Origin of the sequence: Zunongwangia endophytica (assembly GCF_030409505.1) — a bacterium.
In the GTDB taxonomy this organism is placed as follows: Bacteria; Bacteroidota; Bacteroidia; order Flavobacteriales; family Flavobacteriaceae; genus Zunongwangia; species Zunongwangia endophytica.
The window spans coordinates 1,933,987-1,958,871 of sequence record NZ_JAUFPZ010000002.1; the positions used below are offsets into that span (position 1 = coordinate 1,933,987).

Sequence of the window (24,885 nt, forward strand, 5' to 3'; positions counted from 1 at the left end):
AATTATTTCAATGCGTTTATAATTCCGAATTCTAATCCTCGTAATTCTGCTAAACCACGCAACCTTCCTATTGCAGAATATCCAGGATAATAAGGTTTCCCTTGGTCGTCCATCATTTCGTGACCGTGATCTGGTCGCATCGGTAAAAGTCTATTTTTGCCTTTAGAGCATTCATAAAAATTCTTTACCAAATCGAACATTTTAGCGCTTCCTTCTAAATGATTGGCTTCATAAAAATGATAAGGTTTTACACGATTTACTGAGCGTAGATGCACAAAATGAATTCTATCATACCAAGTTTTTATAATCTCGGGAAGATTATTTTCTTCCGAAGCGCCTAAACTTCCACTACAAAATGTTAGTCCGTTATGCTTTGATGGGACTTTTTCAAAAATAAATTTCAAGTCTTCAGCATTGCTCACAATTCTGGGAAGTCCAAAAACCGGCCACGGCGGATCATCCGGATGTACCGCTAAAACTACATTATACTTTTCAGCAACCGGAATTACCGCCTCTAGAAAATAAATCATATTATCCTGAAGTTGTTCTCTGGAGATATTATCGTATTGCGCCAATCCATTTTTCAACTTTTCAATAGTAAATCCGTCTTTATCGCCAGGAAGCGCCATTAAAAGACTTTGCTTTAAAACTTTAATTTCTTCGTCGGAAAGACTATCGTATTTCTCACGCGCTTTTTGCAAAATATCATCAGAATACGATTTTTCAGCATCTTTGCGTTGCAACATATAAACATCGAAAATCACTACATCGATCATTTCGTGTAATAAAGCCGTGCTTCCGTCTTCTAATTCAAACCGAACGTTTGTTCTTAGCCAGTCCAAAATAGGCATAAAATTGTAACAAATTGTTTTAACGCCACAAGCCGCTAAATTTTTGATACTTTCTTTATAATTTTCGATTAACTGATCTCTTTCTGGTCGTCCTTGTTTTATAAACTCATGCACTGGTAAGCTTTCTACAACATTCCAATGTAATTTAAAAGAATGTAATCGATTGCTCTCTTCTAGCAAATTAATTCGTTCCTGAATAGCCTCCTGTGACCAAATATCGCCAACAGGAATTTGATGCAATGCCGTAACCACACCATGCGCACCAGCTTGTTTTATAGAATTTAGCGATACCGGATCATCGGGACCATACCATCGCCAGCTTTGTTCGAAAATCATTGTTTTTATTTAGTTTTTTAGTTTTGTTTCCTTTAATAAACCGTAAGGTAAAGATTTATCGGTTGTTTTTAAATATATAAAATCTAAGGCAACTCCCGGATCGATCATATAAATATTTAAAGTATGTTTTCCCGGCTTTGTAAGATTTACAGGCAATTTCGCTTCAGCTTTATTACTAAGTACATTTTCTTTCCAAGTTGCACTTCTACCTTGCGTTTCAAAATTCAGAATCTTAATCGGTTCGTTATCCCATTTAACACCTATTCTCACACCATGTTTATTAGTAATTGGATGCGTTGGAAGTGCATTCAAAATTAAGACTGCTGATTCGGCAGTACTCTCGGTCGAAATCTCGTAAGTCAGTTTAGGATGTTTCATCTGAAAATCTATAGTATCCAATGGTTTTTCATTTAAAGGCATTGCTTGCATAACCGCCCCAGAATAACCTAAATCAGCTATCTTTTGCCATTTATAATTTCTGAAAGCTGATTGTTCCTGAAAGTTTTCAGCATACACAACGGCTAATCCGTTTTTTTCGAAAACGCCAGATTCTTGATGCTCATATTCTTTAATTTGAAGATCTATTTGATGAAAATCTCTACCTAATTGAAGTATAAAATGATCATCGTTATTTCTAGATTTTGTGTATTGATCCCAGTTTATTTGAAAATAAATTCGGTTTTGAAGTGCATTGAAATCTGAATTTAATTCGCCACTTCTATTCGAAACCATTATCCATTCCGGTAGATCATTCAAACTCCATTTTACAATTCCTATTTTGGTAAGAAATATATCCAGAAAATAGGTATCGTTAGCGCCTTTGTAAAAAGTAGGTAACTTATTCGTTCTGTCGTGCTCACCTTCAATATAAAAATCAACTGTTTTTTCAGTATTCTTAATTTTATAATTGAATTCTGGTTTCTCGAAAACCGGTAAATTTCTAGGTTTCATAGACATGATTCCTTTCCATTTTCCATCTGAAATAGTATTATATCTCGCTGTTATCTTCTGAATACTATCGTAAGAATCCAATGATTTTTGCTGATAGCTTTTTGCTGAAATTCGACCTTGTTTTGCATATTTTTCAGCTAAATCACGATTCAACTGTTTCTGATTCATAAACATTGCGCCCTTAATTGGATAATGTACTAATTGAAAATAGCCGTTTTTCAACGAATCTGGACTATTTTTAAAAACACGATCTGATTGCCTTCCTAAATTTTGATATGTTTCTAATCGATGCTGAATCTCATCGCCGTAATCAAATGCTGAATATGAAGTAGACTTAACTTCCGTATTAGGTTCGGTTTGGCTCCATCCCATAAATTCCGGTTTCCGTTCCCATGCAAAGTCGTAATATTCTTTTCTTAATGCTGAAATTTGAGTTCCTAGTTCTTTTCCGAAGATAGTTGTATAGAATTCATTTCTATGATTTTCAAGTTCCGAAGCAGATTCAAATTGACTCATATCGTAAGCCATATCCAGAAAAAGTTGCATGTTATATTCCGCAGGTTTCAAATATCCAACATTCAGAATCCAAATTTTACGAGCATTCATTTCATAGGCTTTATGCATTTCTTCCCAAATTAAAGCGGGATTGGTCGTACTAAGCCATAAATAATTATGTGGTCGTCCCCAATACGAAGCATGGTAATACACGCCAGAACCGCCAATACGCTCCTGTTCTTGTTGATTTCCTAATCGCCTTATATAACCATAATTATCATCTGTCCAAACCAATGTAACGTCGTCTGGTAAATCCATTCCATGGTCATAAACATCCAAAACCTCTTTATAAATCGTGAAAGCTTGCGGAATTTCAGCAGCATTTTTATCTCGATGTTTTTCTAGCATCGATCGCTGATTTTGTATTACCGATTCTAATACAGTAGCGGCTTCTTCGATACTGTTTACGCCTTCCATCCCGCTATCGTGAATACCACGCATTCCAACCGTAAAAATGGCATCCAAATCTTTAGATTCTTCGATTCTACTTTCCCAATATTCGTTGATTTTAGCCTTATTATTTTTATAATCAAAATGACCAAAATCATCTTTCCACTCATCTACATTATTTCGCAACATGGGCTCTGCGTGCGAACTTCCTAAAACGATATGATATTTTTCTGCTATTTGTTTATTTCCAGGATAATGAAAAAATGCCTTGGTACTGGGATGCATAGCCGGCCAAATAGCATTTGCCTTTAGCCTTAATAATAATTCGAAGATCTTAGCATAGGTTTTAGGGCCAATATCACCGGTTTCGGTTTCAAAATTTTTAGCGGCCCAAGGCTGCAATCCCCAATCTTCATCGTTTAAAAATATCCCGCGAAATTCTACCGAAGGTGCTTTAGAAAAATAATCCTTTTCGGTAAACTTCAATTTACCAGACTTTTTTACCGGAACATCTGCCCACCAGTACCACGGAGATACCCCATTTTTTTCAGCAAGATCGAAAACCCCATAAGCGGTTCCGCGAGGATCGGTTCCGGCGATAATAAAATGTTTCTTGTCTTTTGACCAACCTTGATAATAGCTTTCTTTCTGTTTTTTGAAAGTCTTCGGAACTGTAACTGCAAGTTGTTTCTGAATAAATTCAGCATTAATATTTCCAATTAAAATACTGCTTTTTTGAAGTGTTTCTTCAGAAGTGGAAATTGCAGGTTTATCTCCCGTAATTTTAAATAGATCTTCAGAAAGTAAATGAGCTGAAATAGAATCTAAACTGTTGCCGGTTTTTTCGTAGTAAATCGTACTTATAGAAAATCCTTCATTTTTAATTTCTTGCTTTTGGAAGCCAAAGCAATGAATAGTAATAAAGAAAAGGCAACATAAAATATATCTCAATTGGAGCATTAAAACGTTTTAAGCATAAATATAGTAAACTGCTGAAATCGCTCGTCCTGTTCTATCATGAATTTTAATAAATGTGCGTGGTTAAATATCTCACAAATAAATATTTCCAATTCTTTTCAGTAGTAAATTTAGATCACTAATACAGACCATGAAGATGAAAAATGATTCCACTACTTATCCTATAGCGCCATCAAGTGGCATGGGCGCAATTATAGAAGAAAACTTTACCACATTTAGAGTTTGGGCTCCCCATGCAAATCGTATTGCAGTTACAGGAGATTTTAATGAATGGAATCCGGATGATTTGGAGCTGGAAGCTGAAGAAAATGGCTATTGGGCCGGCACTACAGATAAAGCTAAAAAAGGGGATCAATACAAATTTCTCATCCACAACGGAGATCAATCTTTTTACAGAAATGATCCATACGCTTTTGAAGTTACCAATAGTGACGGAAATTCTATCGTTAGGGATTTAAATTTTGACTGGGAAAATGATGAATTTCAATTACCTTCCTGGAACTCTCTCGTGATCTACGAATTACACGTAGGAACTTTCAACCGCAAAAATCCAGATCAAGTAGGAACGTTTGATGATGTTATAGAAAAACTAGACTATTTAAAAGGTCTTGGAATTAACTGTATTGAATTATTACCTGTGGCCGAGTTTGCCGGCGGAATTTCCTGGGGTTATAATCCTGCACATCCCTTTGCTATAGAACAGGATTATGGCGGGCCTGAAGGCCTTTTTCGATTAGTAAAAGCTGCGCATCAACGCGGAATTGGAGTTATTATGGATGTTGTTTACAACCATCTAGGCCCATCTGATGTTGATCTTTGGCAGTTCGATGGCTGGCATGAGAATGATAAAGGCGGAATTTACTTCTATAACGATCACCGCAGTGCTACGCCTTGGGGTGATACGCGCCCGGATTACGGCCGCGCTGAAGTGCGACAATACTTTAGAGATAACGCTCTAATGTGGATTGAAAAATACCATTGTGATGGACTACGCATGGACGCGACTTCGTACATACGCTACGAAGGTGGTGGTTTAGGGTTTGATACTGAAATCTTAGAAGGAATTACCATGATGCGTGATATTAATGCTGAAATTAGATCTAAATATCCTAATACAATTACGGTAGCTGAAGACCTAAAGGCAGATAATATTGTTACTGCAGATGTTGGGAACGGTGGTTTAGGTTACGGAACACAATGGGACATGAAGTTTGTGCATCCAGTTCGTGAAGTCTTAACTACAATGCAGGACGACGACCGTGATTTACAAAAAATCGTTGATGCGATAACATACAAATATAATAATGATGCTTTTAACCGTGTGATATATACCGAATCTCACGACGAAGTTGCTAACGGCAAAGCTCGTGTACCAGAAGAAATACAGCCAGGAGATGCAGAAAGCGTTTTTGCAAAAAAACGTGCAATTTTAGGTATGGCACTGGTAATGACTTCGCCAGGAATACCTATGATTTTCCAGGGACAGGAATTTTTGGAAGACGGGTATTTTCAGGATAGCGTGCAGTTGAATTGGGACAAATTGGAGCGAATGGAAGGTATCGATCATTTAAGCACTGATCTTATTAAACTTAGAACAGGAATAAACCCTGGCGCAGATGGTTTAAGAGGTCAGCATACAGAAATTGTTCATTGCAATAGCGAAACTAAAATATTGGCTTTTAAGCGAATCACCGATAAGAATCCTGTACTTGTGGTACTCAATTTTTGCAATAAAGATTATCAGGATTACGGAATTGGAATACTGGAGCAAATGGATTGGAAAATAAAATTCAACAGCACCTGGAAAGGTTATGATGAAGAGTTTTCAGACCTACAGGTTCAGGATGTTCATAAACTTCATGAAGCGACCGATCAAAAGGAATGGACCGGTAAAATTAATATTCCGGCTTATGCAGCCCTAATTTACACCCTTAACTAATATTTTATTGAATATCCGCAATAATCCATAATGAGATGTGCTCACACTGAAATTGATTCAGAATCTTATCACTATAATTTTTTTCACAATACAATATGAGATTCCAGATCAATTCCGGAATGACGAAACTACGAATTATTATAAATTACGGATAAAATAACATTTGTAGAGTCTGAAGATTAATTTCTTCAGACTTTACAGTTTTTAGCCCTCTTCTACACTATGAACACATAGGAAGTATTTAGATTTTCTGATGAAATTTATATCCTAGTTTTTATATTTATAGCATACAATTTTGAAGAACATCTATACCATCAATATTTAAAGTGATAACAATTGAATAACGAAAGATATACAAGGCAAACGCGGCTTCAGGGATTTGGAGAAGCAGGACAGCAAAAACTTGCAAATGCCAGTGTTTTAGTTGTGGGTGCAGGTGGTCTTGGTGTTCCTGTTTTGCAATATTTATGCGGAATGGGTGTGGGGAAAATTGGTATTGTAGATAACGACCTTATTGATATTAGCAATTTGCAGCGCCAAATTTTATATTCTGAAAATGATATTGGAAAACCTAAAGTTGAAATTGCAAAAGCAAGATTACAAGCTTTAAACAGCGAAATTGAAATCACTACTTTTTCCACATTTATTACTACGGAAAATGCTTTAGATATTATCGCTAATTTTGATGTTGTGGTTGATGCATCAGATAATTTCCCGACGCGATATCTGGTAAACGACGCCTGTGTGATTCTTAAAAAACCATTAGTATACGGAGCTATACAAGCTTTTGAAGGCCAGGTTAGTGTTTTTAATTACAAAGGCGGTCCTACTTATCGCTGTCTTTTTCCTGAAATGCCAAATCCTGAAACAATTCCCGATTGCAACGAAAATGGCGTTTTGGGAATTATCCCGGGAATTATAGGAAGTTTACAAGCCTTAGAAGCGGTAAAAGTAATTACTGGAATTGGTGAAATTCTTTCTGGTACATTAGTATTGTTTGACGGATTGAGTCAACTTCAGCAGCAAATAAAATTCAGTTTAAATCCTGAGAATTTAGAAATTGAAAAGCTTCAAAAATCCTATGAATTTAGCTGTGCTTCAGAAATTAACAATATCAGCGCTGAGTCGTTTTTAGAAAAATGGAATACTGAAAATATCCAACTAATCGATGTTCGAAATCCTGATGAAATAAAAAAGCAAAATCTCGAAGATACTTCTCTTCAGCAGTGGCAAAATATACCGTTAAACGAACTTAATTCGAATTATAAAACTATAGGAACGCAAAAACCAGTATTCTTTTTATGCCAGTCGGGCGTGCGTAGTTTAAAAGCTATTCGATTATTAGAAGATCTAGGATTAACTGGTGAATTTATCAATATAAAAGGCGGAATGAATGCCATTTCTAAAGTTGAAAGCTTCAAATTATAATTTCTAAATTCTTAAGAAGCACCTAAATATTGCCTTAAGCTTCAACCTGAAATGAATTCATTAGTCTGCTTAAATACGGCACAAAATTATCTTTTGATCGTAAGCGATCCCATTCTTCTCTTCTTTTAAATTCATCATTAATTTTACCAAGAAAGAAATTATAAATTTCAGGAAATTTTGAAGTATAAATTTCAAAATTGAAAATTACAAGATCCATTTTATACTCTGCCTTAGATCGTTCTTTTTTATCTGAGGCTGATGACAGCAAAGATTTACTTTCATTGAATTCTGAAATGAATTGCTCTAAAACCGAAAAGTGACGAAAAACTAAATGATACATAATTGATAAGTATAAATGGTTAAACTATTATACTTACAAATGTATTATTCGGTTAAAGGCATCTCAATACCCGCAAGAAGGGATATTCTTACTTTTACTAAAATTACCCTACATCAAATTCTGACTATTTCTTTCGAAAACCAGCGTCAATCCTACAATTTTCCTACAAATACTTTTGGGCTTCCTTTATCATAAAACAAAAAAGACCGCAATATAGCGGTCTTTTTTTCAGAATATATTATAAATCTTAGTATGCATTGGCAATAATTTGCTCGTAAAGCTCTTGTTTTCCACTTAATTGTTTTGGTTCTCCATTTGCTTTTCCTAATTCGCTTAATTGTTCTAAAGTAAGTTTTCCTGTTTCAAAATCTTTACCGCTACCGCTATCGAAACTTGCATAACGATCTTTTTTCAAGCTTTTGTATTTTGTATTTTTCAGGATATGATCTGCAGTAATTAAACCTCTTGCAAAAACGTCCATCCCGGCGATATGAGCAATAAACTTATCTTCAAGATCAGTAGAGTTTCTTCTCACTTTCGCATCAAAGTTTATTCCACCGCCTTGTAAACCGCCACCTTCAAGAATGATCATCATGGCTTGCGTTACTTCAAAAAGATCGATCGGGAATTGATCGGTATCCCAACCATTTTGGTAATCTCCACGGTTAGCATCTATACTTCCTAACATCCCAGCATCAATCGCTGTTTGCAATTCATGCTCAAACGTATGACCGGCTAGTGTTGCGTGATTTACTTCAATATTTAGTTTAAAATCATCTTTAAGTCCGTACTTATTAATAAAACCTAAACAAGTCGCAGCATCGTAATCGTATTGATGTTTAGTAGGTTCCATAGGTTTTGGCTCCAAAAAGAAATTTCCTTTAAAACCTTCTTTTCTGGCATAATCTCTACACATTCCTAAAAACTTAGCCAAATGATCCTGCTCTCTTTTCATATCTGTATTCAGCAGACTCATATAACCTTCACGACCACCCCAAAAAACATAGTTCTCGCCTCCTAAAGCAATTGTTGCATCTAGTGCTATTTTAGCCTGTGCACCAGCATAAGCAACCACATCAAAATTAGGATTTGTAGATGCGCCATTCATGTATCGTGGGTTACTAAACAAATTCGACGTTCCCCAAAGTAATTTTAGTCCGCTTTCTTCCTGCTTTTGTTTAGCATATTCTGTAACGATCTGGATTCTCTTTTCAAACTCTCCTAAAGTTGGCGCTTCATCCACAAGATCTACATCGTGAAAACAGTAATAAGGTACACCAAGCTTTGTCATAAATTCAAAAGCAGCATCCATTTTATCTTTTGCGCGCGCCACAGGATCTTCTTTTTTATCCCATTCAAATACTTCGGTATCAGCACCAAATGGATCGCCTCCTTTATTGTTGAAAGTATGCCAGTAAGCTACCGCAAATCTCATATGCTCTTTTAGAGTTTTCCCGGCTACTACTTTATTTTCGTCATAATATTTAAAAGCTAAAGGATTATCACTGTCCTTACCTTCAAATTTTATGGTATCGATATTTTTGAAATAATTACTCATAATATTAAAATTTAATCGCTTTTTTCCAGTTATTATATATTGTCTTGTATTTTTCTACTAACTCTGGTTTTGGGGCTATGGTTTGTAAGCATTCAAGGCTATCGAAAGCTTCTTCTAATGTTTCGTAATGACCGTAACCAAAAGCCGCTCCTCTTGCCGCGCCATCAGCGCCATTAGTTTTGTAAAGTTGAAGCGTGGTATTTGTGGTATTCACGAAAATTTCTCTAAAAACTTCGCTTAAAAATAAATTATCCTTACCCGCACGCACTGTTTTACCTGAGGCACCAACCTCTTGCATGATCTCGAAACCGTAATTCATCGCAAAGACAATTCCTTCACAAGCTGCTCTAACGAGATGCGGAGTTTTATGGATATTGAAGTTGAGATTTGAAATTCCCGAGGATACTTCTTTATTCTGAAAAATTCTTTCGACGCCATTCCCAAAAGGATGGAAGATCAAACCTTCACTACCGGGGCTCGATTTTGCGGCCATTTCATTTAAATAATCGTAGTCTAATAATTCATCATTTCCGGTAGATAAAATATTACGCAACCATTGATAAAGAATCCCAGAACCATTAATACAAACCATCACTCCGTTTCTATTTTCCTCCTCCTGATTGTTTACATGTAAGAATGTATTAATACGATTGTCTTTATCGAAAGCGTGATTCTCACTAACCGAATAAATTACTGCGGAAGTTCCTGCGGTGGTGGCAATTTCGCCCGGGCTAAGTACGTTAAGTGACATCGCATTGCTAGGCTGATCCCCTGCGCGATACGTGATTTTCACATCTTCTGAAAGTCCCAATTCTTTAGCAACTTTTGAAGAAATTGTAGCCTGATCACCAAAATTAGAAACGATTTCAGGAACTAGATCTTCTGATATTTCATAATGATCCAAAATCTCAGTCGCCAGACGATTTTCTTTAAAATGCCATAGCATTCCTTCTGATAATCCACCTTTACTTATTTGAGGTTTTTCGCTAAAACAAGCTGCGATATAATCCCCAGGCAGCATCATATAAGCCGCTTTTTGATAAATTTCAGGTTCATTTTCTTTGACCCATTTTAATTTTGAAGCGGTAAAATTCGCCGGACTTCCCAAAATCATGTCGTGGCATTTCTCTTCACCAATTTCATGAAAAGCTTTCTCTCCTATGGCTGCAGCCCGGCTATCACACCAAATGATGGAAGGACGGACTGGTTTCAAATTCTTATCGGTTAACACCAAGCCATGCATTTGATATGCAATACCGATTGCTTTAATTTTCGAAAGCTCAATATTATACTCAGATTTTAAACGATTTAGTGCCACTTTTACATTTACCCACCATTGATTTGGATCCTGCTCTGCCCATCCGGGTTTTTCCGCTTCCATTGCCATTTCAGACTTTGGCTCTCCCACTGCAGCAATACTTTTCTGAGATTCCGCATCAAAAATGGATAATTTGACAGAGCTACTTCCTAAATCAATTCCTAAAAAATACATTTAATGATAGTTTTTATAATTTCAAATTAAACTACACTAATAGTTTAATTGACTACAAGTATACTTTATTTTTTGATATTTGTCAATATTTAAGGCATAAAATAATCAATAGATAAAAACGATCTGTCAATTTTTATGATATTGATAGGCGGGAATCGAGTAGTGAGTAGTGAGTAGTGAGTAGTGAGTAGTGAGTAGTGAGTAGTGAGTAGTGAGTAGTGAGTAGTGAGTAGTGAGTAAATTAAAAAATTGAGATTTGAATTGGCTATATAGAATACTTAATTTTTGAAGAACTAAAAGTTGAGCCATAAAGGCTATAAAAAATATACCTCCAATATTTCAAATTTGAATTTTATACGATGAATGCGTCGAAGTGGAATCCGAGATATTTTAATATTTGAGCTTAAAAGTTAATGAGATCGCGGGTTATAGCCGGTAAGACGGAAACTTTTACAGTCCTAAAAACTGATGAATTGAATGCACCATGTCGTCATGCTGAACTAGATTCAGCATCTAATACCAATATTATAAAATAGGATTATAAAATGCTTCGAAAAGGCTATCAAAAACAAGCCGTAGATACAAAAGATCAATTTTTAAATCGCTAAATAGGCGTTAATTATGATGAGATCCCAGGTCAATTCCGAAATGATAGAAATTTTTACAAAATTACAATTTTAGATTTGCTAGAGCTTCGGGCTAAGTGCTGAGAGCTGAGAGCTAATCTCTAACGACTATCAAAAAACTTAATTTGAATTCAATAAAAAGCTAGCAGCTAAAGGCTGAAAATCAGTATTTAAAAACTACTCTTCAACCCTATATACCGTTCTGAATCCTAAATGATCTGTACCAGAATCCATAGATGTTCCCATTCTGGCTGAAATTCGGTAGCTGGAACAATAAGATTTATTACATAAAAAGGAACCTCCTTTAATTACCTTTTCTTTTTGATAAGGGTTATCCTGATTATAAAAAGAAGTTGATCCTTTTGGGTTTAATAATTCGCCTTGCTTAATTGCTTTTTTATAATACCGGGTATCGAAATTGTCTTTTGTAAACTCCCACACATTCCCGGTCATATCAAACAATTCTAAGCTATTTGGAGGAAAAGACTTTACAGGTGCCAGATATTTATAACCATCTTCAGGATTATTTTTCACAGGAAATTGTCCCTGCCACGTATTGGCATTTTCATTAAGTTTAGATGAATCATCACCCCAGGTATAAATTCCACCGTGCAATTGACCGTAAGCAGCAGCTTCCCATTCTGCCTCGGTCGGTAAATCACGATCTGCCCATTCGGCATACGCTAAAGCATCTTCGTAGGCTACGTGAACTACCGGATAACTATCTTTTCCTTCTATTGAACTTTCCGGACCTTGCGGATGTTTCCAGTTCGCTCCACGCTTCCATTCCCACCATTGGCTATAATCATTCAGATTGGTAATATTTTCAAGTTCTTTTCGAAATATCATCGACCCTGGTTCCAAAACGCTATCGGCAGGTTTTGGCGTACCGGGCGGAACCTGCTTCTTTATTTCTTCCCAATCGATAGGACGTTCAGCAACCGTTATATAATCGGTTGCGGCAACAAATTTTTTAAACTGGGCATTGGTAACTTCAGTCTGATCTATAAAAAATCCATCTACAGCCACTGGGTGCGCCGGTTTTTCTCTAGGCAAAGCATAAGGGTCACCATCTTTTGCTCCCATAGTGAATTTAACTCCTGAAACCCAAACCATACCCTCTGGTGCTTGGATGCTTTCTGGTTGTTTTCGCAACAAATCTTCAGCGTTTACCTTGTTTACCTCAAACTCCGTTTGTTGTCCATCTTCAGAAGACGAATTTGCAGCGCTATTCTTCTCAGAATTTTTGCATGAAACGAAAGCAATTCCACAGAAAAGAATACAGAATTTTAAGGTTTTGAGCATGGCACCAATTTTATTCAAAAGTAAGCAGTTGGACACAAAAATCATAACCTAGCAATCATCGATTCTTATAGAATCAATAAAAAAGGATAGCTTAAAAAGCTAGCCTTTGTATTATCTACACAATTATTCTGAAAAAACTATAATAATGTACTTGGGCAAACGTAGGCTGTTCTTGGAATAGATGTTTCTTTTATCGTTTTGAAACCTCCGGTCACATCTGTAAGATCAGACCATCCCCGCTGTTGTAATATCGAAGCCGCAATCATGCTACGGTAACCTCCCGCACAATGAATCACAAACTTCTGTTCTTTTGGGAAGCTTTCTAAATGTTCATTAATCTGACTAAGCGGTACATTTATCGCTCCTTCAATATGTTCTGAATCGAATTCACTTTTTTTACGAACATCGATTATTGCAGTTCCTTTTTCAAATTCCTGCTGTAGTTCTTCCGCAGTAATTCGGTTTATACTTTCCAAGTCTTTACCAGCGTCTTTCCAGCTTTTTAACCCGTCTTTTAAATATCCTTGTGTATTATCGTAACCTACTCTAGATAATCTGGTAATCGCTTCTTCTTCGGTTCCTTCTTCGGTTACCAATAAGATAGGCGTTTCCAGACTCGGAATCATTTCTCCTACCCATGGTGCGAAACTTCCGCTTAAACCAATATTAATACTATTCGGAATATGAGCTTCAGCATAAGCAGTCGCATTACGTGTATCCAAAATTAAGCAAGCTTCACTATTCGCTTTTAATTCAAATTCCTCTGGAGTAAGCGCCGTCGCCGCTTGTTCCATTACGCTTTCAAAACTTTTATAGCCTCCTATATTCAGAAGAACATTCTGCGGAAAATATTTTGGCGGAGCAGCAAGACCATTCAATAGCTCGTCTATAAATTCCTCTTTGGTCATATCGGCTCTTAGTGCGTAATTTGTTTTCTTTTGATTGCCTAGAGTATCTGTTGTTTCCTTACTCATTTTTTTACCACAAGCAGATCCAGCACCATGACTAGGATAAACAATAAGATCGTCGCTTAGTGGCATTATCTTATTTCTTAACGAATCGAATAAATGACCGGCCAGTTTTTCTTGATTTAAATCTGAAACCACATGCTGCGCAAGATCTGGGCGACCAACATCACCTATAAATAAAGTGTCCCCAGTAATAATTCCATGTTCTTTACCAAGATCATCGATTACTAAATAGGTAGTACTCTCCATAGTATGGCCAGGAGTATGAATGGCTTTTATTTTATAAGCACCAATTTCAAAAATCTGCTCATCTTCAGCAATTAAAGCATCATAATCTGGATTAGCATTTGGTCCAAAAACGATCTGCGCTCCCGTTTGCTTTTGAAGATCTAAATGTCCGCTCACAAAATCGGCATGAAAGTGAGTTTCAAAAACATATTTGATTTTCGCATTATCACTTTCTGCCTTTTGTATATATGAGTGTACTTCTCTTAAAGGATCAAATATAGCTGCTTCTCCATTGCTCTCTATATAATAAGCGGCATGTGCAAGACAGCCCGTATATATTTGCTCTATTTTCATAATGATATTTTTACAGGAAGTAATTATTAATTTCTGAATACAAAAATAACAGAAGATTAAAGATTACACAGTAACACTTGCTACAAATATTGAATTTCCTTACGTGTTTCATACTTCATAAAAATAAAAAGGAGATCCCGAAAGATCTCCTTTTTAAACTTTAGCATTTTTAGAAAGTGAGAATAACAACTATTTATTCTACTACGTTAAAATGCGCATCTGTACTTGCAGTGTTACCATCGTGATCTGTAACTTCTATAGATAAATGATATTCGCCGATTGCAGCATCCGCTGGTACATCGATGTGCTTATGAAAATCGATCGAAGTTTCTTCTTCATAAGTAAAATCTTCCTCGTAAGACCAGCCTTCACCGTCTTCAAAATGAATATGAATTTCTACATTTTCGATACCATGTTCACTAGCAATCTCTGTATCTACATGCATTTCTTCTCCAGCTTTTACTTCTTCATCTACAGTTAATTCTGAGAAAGAAATGGCGTCTGCATTGTTATTTGCTTCCGTGATATGAAAATGAACTCCTTCTGAATGAGAATTTCCTTCAGCATCAACAACGGTAATTGTCATGTGATACTCTCCTAAAGCAGCATTTTCAGGAATATCAATATGCTCATGAAATTCTGCAGAAGTACCGCTATAATCATCATAAGTTTCATCAAAAGTCCACTTGATTTCTCCATCTTCAGGATTAAGACCGTGACCATGGATACCTACTGAAATTGAGCTGATTTCGTGTTCAGCGGTTACCTGAGCTTCGGCATGCATCTCTGATCCTCGACCAACATCTTCACTTTCGATATCAGTAATACTAATACCATGCTCTTCTCCTGTATGATCTTCACCAATAATCACCTGAACATAAACCTGATTTTCATTTCCTGAAGCATCAACTACAGTTATTCCTAAATGATAAGGACCCTCTGCAATTTCTGCTGGAATTTGGATATGCTCGTGTGCATGATAGGTTTGAGGCGTCCCTTCGATCTGGAAAGTTTCATTATAAGACCAAGGGCTCACTGTTGTTGCCTGCTTTGTACCTATAGCTACAGTGCTGTTTAAAACGCCAGAATGGGTGTGCCCATCAAAATTATTATGAATATCAACTTTATAAGAAGATAACGCATCGTTATCGCTTAAATCGACATCAAAATGTAACTCCCCGCCTACTGCGAAAGCTTCATCTTCTACGGGATCGTTGATTGTGATTTCAGGTTTTTCTGTATCTAAAATATTATCATCATCACTACTACAAGATGCAAAGAATGCTATCGTTAGTAGACCTATTACTTTTATTGAAAAATTTTTCATTTTAAAATTCTATGTTTTAATGTGTGTTTCTTTAAATCTGCATTCTATTCTTTTCTGAATTAAATACTCCACACGGGCGGTCCACGCACATAAAATCTTAAATAGTCTGAGGTTTTTGTATAAGAACTAACATCAAGATAAGTCCGTTTTTTTACTAAAATGCTAATTAATTCTTCTTCGGAAATACTATTAGGAAGTAACCCACGATGTTCCCCATGTAGAAAATCTGAACACCAGTGCGGTGAGCTTACTTTCTCAAATTTCAGATCATTTACCTCAAAAGAATTGGCATGCTCTTCTAAAACCAAATGTGCAGACCATAAAATTTGCCCAAATGGTAAAAGCAGCAATAGCAACCGACTAATATATATCAACACCAAATTCCTCATGATTGCCCAAATGGAATTTTAATACTTAGTTGTATATTTCTACCCATTTCTGGAATCTGTAGTCTGCGATAAAAACTGGTATGATTAAAATATTTTTTATTGAACAGATTATCTACTCTTAAATTAACTTTAGCCTGAAACTTATTGAATTTTAAATCACTACGGAATCCTAATCCCCACAATCCATAACCCGGCGTGATTTCCTCTCCCTGGGCAATTCTTTCCTGCTCCATAACCAATCGATTATTGATACTTATTTCTGAATTATCAAAAATTTCTGAAGAATTAAAAAGTTGATAACCTACTTCAGTAAAAAGATTGTTGGCCGGCGTAAAAGGCAATGGGAAATTACGTGAACTATTTGAAGTTAATTGCTGATTATATAAGTATTCCCCCGCCAGCCCAATATGCCAACGTGCTATTTGCTTATCGATACTAAATTCGAATCCTGTTAATAAAGCTTCAGATTCTGTATAACTATAAAGTTGGCCAGAATGTGGTAACAAAGAGAATGTACCACTAGGTTTTAGGAAAATATAATTACTGAAAAAATATGCATACGGACTAAGATTAATTTTCCATGAATTTTGGGCATAATTTAGACTAATATCGGCCATAAAGCCTTTTTCTGGATCTAAATCTGGATCACCCTGCTCGTGTCTAAAAGAACCATGATGAATTCCGTTAGCTCCAAGTTCGATTGCGGTTGGCAAACGAAAGGCAGTTCCTAAATTAATCTTACTGCTCCAATGTTTATCAAATTCATGATCCCAGCCTAACCTTATATTGAAACTGCTAAAATCTCTATCCAGATCCCGACTTCTTTGAGCGTAGCTATTTGCAGTTTCTTCAGATTGATTATTTCCGATAAGAAATTCGTATAAATTAGGATCATAAAATCCTTTCATATCGATGGTTCCGTAATCAAAACGCATTCCCAACGTCCATAAGTTTTCTGAAGAAGGTTGAAACTCATGAATAGCAAACATGGCATAATTAGCCGACTGATATTCTGGCAAAAGAAAATTATAACCTTCAATTGTATTGTCTTTCCATTGAAAATCGACTCCTACCTGAGTTTCATGTTCTTTGTTGAAATTGTGGTGGTAAGTTGCCTTAGCACCGTAAGTCGATAAATCAAAATCTAACTCAAGATTAGGGTTTATTTCAGGTGGTTCTTGGCCTGCATAATGTGTATGAAATAAACTCCATTCCTGCCGATGATTTTTTTGATAAGAAAGATCTACATCTAGTTTTCCATTCTCAAAATCAAAATCGGAATTACTAATCACTTTAAAGTGAGTTACCCGCTGAAATGGCTCTTCTATATTTCTAGCATCACCATCGGGTTGTACTCTGCTAATATCTGGTATACCATGAGAACCGGGGAAAAATCCGGATTTTTGATATACATTACTTACACTAATTGTAGAGGTAAAATTGTCTTTAATTACTCCAAATTGGCCGTACCAATCCAGCTCTTTTCCGGCTGTATTTTTAAGTTGTTCATCAAATATGGGAATATCAAAATTTAGATAAGAGATCTGTTTTGCCGGTAATTTATAATCTGCATAGGTGAGCCCCGTAACTTTTGCTTTCGCAAACCAATCGTTCTTTCTATAAGCGAGCTTTACAGAACTTCCCAGACTGTTGTTTACACTTTTAGTGAAACTATAAAGGCTACCCGAAATACCTTCTTTAGGAATAGTATTGTTATTAATTCGAACAACTCCACCTAAGGCATCACTACCATAAGCAATAGAGCCAACGCCTTTTATCACTTCAAGATTTTCTACCTGTAGTGCATCGATCTCTAGCCCGTGATCTGCTCCCCACTGCTGTCCTTCTTGCTTTACACCATTTTCTGCTATTGCAACTCTATTTAAACCTAATCCCCTAATAATTGGCTTAGAAGCTCCAGATCCTATTTGCATTGCATTAAAGCCCGGTAGTTTTTCTAAACTTGCCGCTAAAGATCCATTAAACTGATCTTCTAAGTATTCGTTATCAACATATAAAACATTTTGACTTGTCTTTTTATGTTGATGTCCTTCTAGCAAAACTTCATCGAGACCGTTAACCGCTCGTTCTAATTCAAAATTTAATACTGAATTTTCTGTAAGATGAACTAAAGTATCAACCGACTGATAACCAATTATGGAAACCTGAAGTTGGTAATCACCTTCGGTTAACTTTGCCGAATAATCACCATCTGAAGATGTCCAGTAATATTGTTCATTAATTTTAATATAAGCGCCATCTAAGGCATCCCCTGTTTCAGATAAAACTTTACCTGATAACGTGTATTTATTATAATCTTGCGAGTAAGAATTATAAGAAAACAGGGATAAGAATAAACCTATCCAAAAGATTTTCATAGAAATAAAACCGTAAATAAAAATGTAACATATTCTTAGTAAAATGAATTACTAAAAGTTAGACCTAATTATACACGGTGAGCCGGTGGTGCTCGTAAAGAAAAATAAGGATTTGGATAATCCCTTAGCGTTTGGGTAAGTGAAAGTGAATATATACTTTCTTTAAGCGGAATAAAAATATCGTAAGAGACAAATTCTAAATCATCTGATCCAGAGAAATGGAAATCACAAATCTTACAGTCCAGATTGGACTTTACGAATGTCTTATCCATTTGAGCGATATGGTAGTGCTCTTTTGATAAATTTGCTGAAAAATCATGATCAAAAATATGAACATAAGGATACACCAGCGCAAAGATTACTAAGAGCGCAGTAAAGATTGAAATATATCCAGATGAATTTTTCATGAGCCGCAAATGTAATAACTATTTGAACGCTTACAAGACTATAAGCCACAAATTATTCGGTCGCAAGCTCATGAAAATAGCAGAAATATTCTTCTAATTTCAGGTTTCTACTCCATTTCATTGGTTATCAAACCTATTTAGCTGAGATTATGCTTTCTGAAGACTCTTTCTTATTTTTCCTTTTTCAGCCAAAGTTGTTCCATATCTTCAAGAGAGCGTCCTTTTGTTTCAGGCACAAATTTCCATACAAATATTCCTGAAATTACTGCGAAAGCGCCATAAACCCAATAGGAAAATCCGTGGTTGAAATTATCAACCAAAAATGGATTATTATTCATAATTGGGAACGTCCAAGAGATAACCAAGTTCGCTAACCACTGTACGGCTACAGCTACAGCCATAACACCTTTAATAGAATTAGGGAAAATTTCAGAAAGTAAAACCCATGTAACCGGTCCCCAAGAAACTGCAAAAGCTGCTATATAAACTAACATTAAAATAAGCGAAGTAAAACCGACAGTACCAGAGAACAACGAAAAACCAAGACCGATCATGCTAATCCCCATCACTACACTACCGATTAATAATAGTTTCTTTCTTCCAAAATTATCAACCGTCATTATAGCGATAATCGTAAAAATCAGGTTAATAGCTCCAACAATAATAGTTTGAATCATAGAGGCGTTTGTATCTACACCCATGCCTTTAAAAATTTCTGGAGCGTAATATAAAACCACATTAATCCCTACAAATTGCTGAAATATGGAAAGCAAAAGACCAACAATAATTACAGGCCACCCATAAAATAACCAATGCGCTTTTTTAGTTTGAAATGATTTCTTTATTTCAGCAAGAATTCGGTCTGAAGAAGCCTGAACATTCAGTTTATCTAATATCGATTTTGCCTGATCTTCTTTACCTTTTAAAACATGAAAACGCGGTGTTTTCGGCATAAATAATAAAAGTAAAAAGAACAATGATGCGGGAATTACTTCAGATAAAAACATATAACGCCAACCTAAAGAAGAAATCCATTCTTCAGATTGTCCCTGAACTATAAAATAATTCACGAAATAAACGATAAGCATACCAGAAACGATTGCCAGCTGATTACAGGAAACCATTTTCCCTCTAATATTTGCAGGTGCCATTTCAGCAATATAAAGCGGTGCCAACATACTTGCTATCCCCACTCCCATCCCACCAATAATTCGGTAGATTATAAAAGAAGAAAGTGTTTGTATTCCAAAAATATTGAATGCCTCTGGATAACCAGATCCCAGCGCAGAAAGTAAAAATAAAACCGCCGAAATAATTAAACCATTTCGCCTACCTACAGAATTTGCTATAAAATCGCCAAAGGAAGCTCCTAAGATACAACCTACTAATGCGCTACTAGTCATAAACCCTAATATGGAATTACGTAGGTTTTCGGTAAGTACTTCTGGTAAATCCAGAAAATAAATTTTAAAAAGAGGAATCGTTATGAGTAGGAAAACAATAACGATTGCGATCGAGGTTATTTTTTTGAAAAATTTAAAGAGAAAATAACCAAACAGAATAAGAACGCCTACAGAAACAACACTAATAATACTTTTAAATTCTATAATCGCTCCAGAGGCTAAAACGTTATCGGAATCGAGCGGATTAATAAAATATGCGTTCATAGCTCCTACTGCTCCTGAAATTACAGCGGTATCATACCCGAATAATAATCCCCCAAGACTTGCTACTAAGGTGATTAAAATTATCAATTTGTTATTAAAAGTGCTTTTATCTGCCATTTTACTAATAGTTAAGTAGACTACAAGTATAGTGCATATTTACATATTTTTCAATAAAAGGCGTATATATTTATAGGTAGAATAGAATTAAAATAAAATTTTAATGATACGTATAAAAGTTGGTCAGGATAGGAATCTTAACCAAGCTTCATTTTCTTAATCACCAATTGCTGAAGCAGATATAGCAAATAGCCAATAAGAATCCCAAAAAGCATTCCTACAAAAATATCTCCCGGGTAATGCACTCCCAGATATACTCTGCTATAAGCTACAAAAGATGCCCATATAATTAAATACAGCATCATTTTAGGTATTTTTCGTTTGAATATATTACCTAGAAATATCGCTACGGCAAAAGTACTGGAAGCATGTGCCGAATAGAATCCGTATTTACCACAACCGCTAGCGACCTGCCTAGAATACTCCATCACGCCTTCCTGCCCGCATGGTCGTCGTCTTGCAAATCCATCTTTAAACACATTCGCCATTTGATCGGTACAGGTAATTAATAGAGCTATGGCCACCATGGTGACAAGGCTATACTTCCAACCAAAGTTTCGGAATATTAGGTATAACAAAAATGCGTAAAATGGAATTGCCATCCACTTATCGCTTATGGCAATCCACATCCAATCCCAGGTTTCGGTACCTAGATTGTTTAAATAAAGAAAAAGTTTATGGTCTAATTCAATTAATTTCTCCATAACTAATCATCTTCGTATCGCTCTACTTCGCGATCGTAAAATTCATTAGCTTGCAGAATAAGACTTTCTGCTTCGTTAGTTAATTCTTCTTCATCAGATTTGTCAAAATCTTCCAGCCATTCCACTTCATCATTTTCAAGATTTATAATGAAGCGAGGAAATTCAGTATGAATTACAAAAATAGCATCTGAATAATCGGTATTATCACCCAATAAAAATTTAGGAAATTCCATTTAAAAATATTTTAAGCAGTTTCGTTTTTAATTTCGTTTGGTTTATTCGCAATCAATTTATTACTTAAATAATTGAATCTAAAATACAACATTAATGCGGAGGCCGTTAATCCAGCTAACAATCCCATCCAAATTCCCATACTTCCCATATTTTCAGCTTTACCAAAATACCAGGAAACCGGGAAGCCAATAATCCAGTAGGCTACAAAACAGATTGCTGTGGGAATTTTCACATCCTGCAAACCTCGCAAGGCGCCCAAAATTACCACCTGCATCCCATCACTAAGTTGAAATAAAGCGGCTACGATTAATAATTGAGCTGCAAGTAATACAACCTCTGTATTTTCGATATAAAAACCGGGTAACCAATCTTTCAGTAAAATAAAACCTACAGCAAATATTGCTTCTATAATAAATACTAAAAGAAATACCGACATGGCAATTCTACGCAATTCTTTATAATGCCGTAATCCTTTTTGATTCCCGACACGTATTGTTGCGGTTACTCCTAAACCTACAGCAATCATAAACGTCATCGAAGCTAAATTTAGTGCAATTTGATTTGCTGCCTGGGGATTTGTCCCAAGAAGACCGGCAAGAAAAACGGTTGCAGTGAAAATGGCTACTTCAAATAGCATTTGTAAGGCCGTTGGAAGACCAAGATTGAGTATTTTTTTAAATATTTCTGAATTAAATAATTCTTTTCTAGACCAAACAAAATAGGGCTTAAACTTCGATTTTCGTCTTAAGATTTCCCAAACGAACCAAAGCATAAAAAACCTTGAAATTAAGGTTCCAATAGCAGCACCTTCTAAACCAAGTTCAGGAAAAATCCAAATTCCGTAAATCAAAAGATAATTAAAAAGTACGTTTACCAAATTGGCTAAAATGGTAGCATACATCGCATATTTGGTTTGTGATAAACCGTCTGCAAATTGTTTATAAGCCTGAAAGATCATTAATGGCAACATCGAAAATGCAACGATTTCCAGATAGGGAATTGCGTAATCTACAACTTCAGGTGGCTGATTTAGATAATATAGAAGTGGTTTTGCTATTAATAGTAGTAAGAATAACAGTATACCGTTTATTCCGCAGAGAATAATGCCGTGATGAAAATAGCTTCTTCCCTTCTCTATATCGCCAGATCCATCGGCTTCAGCAATAAGAGGTGTTATAGCAAAAGAAAAGCCTATTCCCAACGACAAGGCAATAAAAACAAGACTATTACCCAAAGAAACTGCTGCGAGCGGTGCTGCGCCTAATCGACCTACCATCAGATTATCAGCAAGACCAACTAAAACATGCCCCAACTGCCCTAACATTACTGGAAAGGCAATAGTTAGGTTTTTCCCGAATTCTTTTGTATAATCTGAAAGCTGCAAAATCAAAAATTTAAGTTTGCAAAGATAGTTGGTTTTATCTGGCTTAAGATTGATTTATCATTAAAAAATATCATTCTAGAACATACAATTTTAATTAGTCTCTAGATTTGCTTTCCCAAAATCAAATCTTCGTAAGAATTTGCCTGTCTTAGTTTTAAAATCCATTTTACTTCAAACTTACCATAACCCAGCGTTTTTACCCTTTCGATCATAAAATCACGAAGATCGTTTAATGTCATGTATTCGTTAGTAGCTTTAAAAACAAGTTCAGTTTTATAGATATTTGGCAAAAAAAAGAAGATTTTTTGCCAAATCGATCTTGGTGTTTTTTTAGCTACAACCTTAAATATTTTCCCTTGGCTATCACAAAAATACTGATCTATAAAATAGTCTTGAAAATAGGCTTCAGAATTATTATAAATGAATTTATCTTGAAGCAAAAAAGAAGTAAGATCTTCTTCGCTGCTCCAATTAGGATTTGAAATATTTATCGCCGGAAAATTAATCAATTACAATCCGTATTTATCTACTAAATATATTAAGGCAGCCATGCTGGCACCACCAAGCTCCAGTTCTCTTTTACTCACCTTATCGAAAGTATCTGTTGCGGCATGATGATAATCAAAGTAACGCTGAGAGTCTGGTTGCAAACCCGCTAGAACAGTACCAGATCCTTCAAGCGGACCAATATCTGCTCCTCCTTCTCCTTCCTTAAAAATATGCAGGTAATAAGGTTTAAACAACGACGCCCAAATTTTCAATTTTTGCAGTTGATTCTCATTTGCATTAAAGGTAAAACCTCTTGGTGTAAATCCGCCAGAATCACTTTCTAACGCAAAGACGTGATTTTCATTTTTATCTTTCGCTACTTCAGCATATTTTTTACCGCCTCGCAATCCGTTTTCTTCATTCATAAATAAAACAACACGAATGCTTCTTTTCGGTTTATAATTCAATTCTTTAAAAAGGCGCAACACTTCCATCGATTGTACACAGCCTGCACCGTCATCGTGAGAACCATCTCCTAAATCCCAAGAATCTAAATGACCGCCAACTACGATATATTCATCGGGATATTCGCTACCTGTAATTTCACCAATTACATTGTAGCTTTTTACATCTGGATGATTCTCACAATTCATTTTAAAATAGACCTTAAGATCTTTTTGCAGCTTTAAATTTCCGCTTAAATATTCTGCATCTTTTGTACTAATTGCTGCTGCAGGGATTTTTTGTTCTTCGGGAATATCACCATAATACATACTGCCCGCATGTGGATATTCATCTATCTTCAAATTCATAGATCGCACCAAGACACCTACTGCTCCAAATTTAGAAGCTTCAGCTGCGCCGTTGGCTCTTTGATCTACAGCACCGCCATAGGCGCTAAACGTATTAATCTTCGTCGCATCCATAGGTCGATTAAAGAAAACTATTTTACCCTTAATTTTTGCTTCACCCAGTTTTTCTAATTCCTCTAGATCCTTAACTTCTATAACTTCAGCTTTTGTACCGCCATCTGGTGTGGCAACAGAACCTCCTAAAGCACAAATATTAATTGGCATAGAACTTCCCGGAATAGTTTCTATATAAGCATATTCTCTAAATCCTCTTGTCCATTTTGGCACCATAACCTCTTGCAACCAGACTCTATCCAAACCAAGACTATCCAATTCTTTTTTAGTATAATCTACTGCTCGTTGCGCATTATAAGATCCGGAAAGCCGCCCTCCAATAGTATTCGATAAATGCCCCAACCAGTTGTAGCTTTGTCCATTGGTTAAAGCCATATCATATATTTCTTTAATTTTTGCTTCATCTTTTTCTAAGGAAGATTGTGCAAAAACCGGCAAAACGGCTAGTAAGAGAATAAGTAAGGGGAATCTTTTCATTTCTTCGGAATAAATTTGAGTTTAAAATAACTACAAAATCAATCAATAGAAAAATTTTATAAGCTGAAAGGGCGTAAAATCTTTTGC

The 24,885-nt window shown here is 35.8% G+C and carries 19 protein-coding genes; 2 read left to right on the plus strand and 17 right to left on the minus strand.

Annotated elements, in window-relative coordinates:
* Nucleotides 1-2: 2 nt before the first annotated feature.
* Entirely contained in the window at nucleotides 3-1,187 is a 1,185-nt protein-coding gene (gene uxuA / locus QWY91_RS08430; RefSeq protein ID WP_290233728.1) for a mannonate dehydratase, read from the minus strand.
* A gap of 9 nt (nucleotides 1,188-1,196) precedes the next feature.
* Nucleotides 1,197-4,043: a glycosyl hydrolase 115 family protein gene (locus QWY91_RS08435; RefSeq protein WP_290233732.1), complete on the minus strand. Its 2,847-nt coding sequence runs from the start codon at nucleotides 4,041-4,043 to the stop codon at nucleotides 1,197-1,199.
* A 154-nt stretch (nucleotides 4,044-4,197) separates the two neighbouring features.
* Here QWY91_RS08435 and QWY91_RS08440 point away from each other — a divergent pair, with 154 nt between their 5' ends.
* A complete protein-coding gene (locus QWY91_RS08440) occupies nucleotides 4,198-6,000 on the plus strand; it encodes an alpha-amylase family glycosyl hydrolase (protein WP_290233734.1) in 1,803 nt (600 codons plus the stop codon).
* Between the two features lie 336 nt (nucleotides 6,001-6,336).
* A complete protein-coding gene (gene moeB, locus QWY91_RS08445) occupies nucleotides 6,337-7,428 on the plus strand; it encodes a HesA/MoeB/ThiF family protein (protein WP_290233736.1) in 1,092 nt (363 codons plus the stop codon).
* 34 nt (nucleotides 7,429-7,462) lie between these two features.
* Here moeB and QWY91_RS08450 read toward each other — a convergent pair whose 3' ends face one another.
* The 15 genes from QWY91_RS08450 to QWY91_RS08520 all read right to left on the minus strand — a co-directional run bounded on the left by QWY91_RS08450 (nucleotide 7,463) and on the right by QWY91_RS08520 (nucleotide 24,798).
* Complete coding sequence (locus tag QWY91_RS08450) at nucleotides 7,463-7,768, minus strand: hypothetical protein (protein ID WP_290233738.1); 306 nt, start codon at nucleotides 7,766-7,768, stop codon at nucleotides 7,463-7,465.
* 247 nt (nucleotides 7,769-8,015) lie between these two features.
* Nucleotides 8,016-9,326 (minus strand): xylose isomerase, encoded by a 1,311-nt coding sequence (gene xylA / locus QWY91_RS08455; protein WP_290233740.1) that lies wholly within the window; start codon nucleotides 9,324-9,326, stop codon nucleotides 8,016-8,018.
* A gap of 4 nt (nucleotides 9,327-9,330) precedes the next feature.
* Nucleotides 9,331-10,818, minus strand: coding sequence for a xylulokinase (locus QWY91_RS08460; protein WP_290233743.1), 1,488 nt, complete (start codon nucleotides 10,816-10,818; stop codon nucleotides 9,331-9,333).
* 803 nt (nucleotides 10,819-11,621) lie between these two features.
* On the minus strand, nucleotides 11,622-12,749 hold the full coding sequence (locus tag QWY91_RS08465) for a formylglycine-generating enzyme family protein (protein WP_290233745.1): 1,128 nt from the start codon (nucleotides 12,747-12,749) through the stop codon (nucleotides 11,622-11,624).
* 137 nt (nucleotides 12,750-12,886) lie between these two features.
* Complete coding sequence (locus QWY91_RS08470; RefSeq protein ID WP_290233749.1) at nucleotides 12,887-14,299, minus strand: MBL fold metallo-hydrolase; 1,413 nt, start codon at nucleotides 14,297-14,299, stop codon at nucleotides 12,887-12,889.
* A gap of 193 nt (nucleotides 14,300-14,492) precedes the next feature.
* On the minus strand, nucleotides 14,493-15,626 hold the full coding sequence (locus tag QWY91_RS08475) for a DUF4625 domain-containing protein (protein ID WP_290233752.1): 1,134 nt from the start codon (nucleotides 15,624-15,626) through the stop codon (nucleotides 14,493-14,495).
* Nucleotides 15,627-15,685: 59 nt separating this feature from the next.
* Nucleotides 15,686-16,015 (minus strand): hypothetical protein, encoded by a 330-nt coding sequence (locus QWY91_RS08480; protein WP_290233754.1) that lies wholly within the window; start codon nucleotides 16,013-16,015, stop codon nucleotides 15,686-15,688.
* Nucleotides 16,012-18,393: a TonB-dependent receptor gene (locus QWY91_RS08485; RefSeq protein ID WP_290233757.1), complete on the minus strand. Its 2,382-nt coding sequence runs from the start codon at nucleotides 18,391-18,393 to the stop codon at nucleotides 16,012-16,014. The genes QWY91_RS08480 and QWY91_RS08485 overlap by 4 nt, the downstream gene beginning before the upstream one ends.
* 68 nt (nucleotides 18,394-18,461) lie before the next feature.
* Complete coding sequence (locus QWY91_RS08490) at nucleotides 18,462-18,800, minus strand: hypothetical protein (protein WP_290233758.1); 339 nt, start codon at nucleotides 18,798-18,800, stop codon at nucleotides 18,462-18,464.
* A 170-nt stretch (nucleotides 18,801-18,970) separates the two neighbouring features.
* A complete protein-coding gene (gene xylE / locus QWY91_RS08495; protein WP_290233761.1) occupies nucleotides 18,971-20,584 on the minus strand; it encodes a D-xylose transporter XylE in 1,614 nt (537 codons plus the stop codon).
* Between the two features lie 137 nt (nucleotides 20,585-20,721).
* A complete protein-coding gene (locus tag QWY91_RS08500; protein ID WP_290233764.1) occupies nucleotides 20,722-21,288 on the minus strand; it encodes a phosphatase PAP2 family protein in 567 nt (188 codons plus the stop codon).
* Between the two features lie 2 nt (nucleotides 21,289-21,290).
* Nucleotides 21,291-21,521, minus strand: a complete 231-nt coding sequence (locus QWY91_RS08505; protein WP_290233766.1) for a DUF8828 family protein — start codon at nucleotides 21,519-21,521, stop codon at nucleotides 21,291-21,293.
* Between the two features lie 11 nt (nucleotides 21,522-21,532).
* Entirely contained in the window at nucleotides 21,533-22,906 is a 1,374-nt protein-coding gene (locus tag QWY91_RS08510; protein WP_290233769.1) for an MATE family efflux transporter, read from the minus strand.
* 101 nt (nucleotides 22,907-23,007) lie between these two features.
* Entirely contained in the window at nucleotides 23,008-23,415 is a 408-nt protein-coding gene (locus QWY91_RS08515) for a hypothetical protein (RefSeq protein ID WP_290233771.1), read from the minus strand.
* Nucleotides 23,416-24,798, minus strand: coding sequence for a M20/M25/M40 family metallo-hydrolase (locus tag QWY91_RS08520; protein ID WP_290233773.1), 1,383 nt, complete (start codon nucleotides 24,796-24,798; stop codon nucleotides 23,416-23,418).
* Between the last annotated feature and the right edge of the window lie 87 nt (nucleotides 24,799-24,885).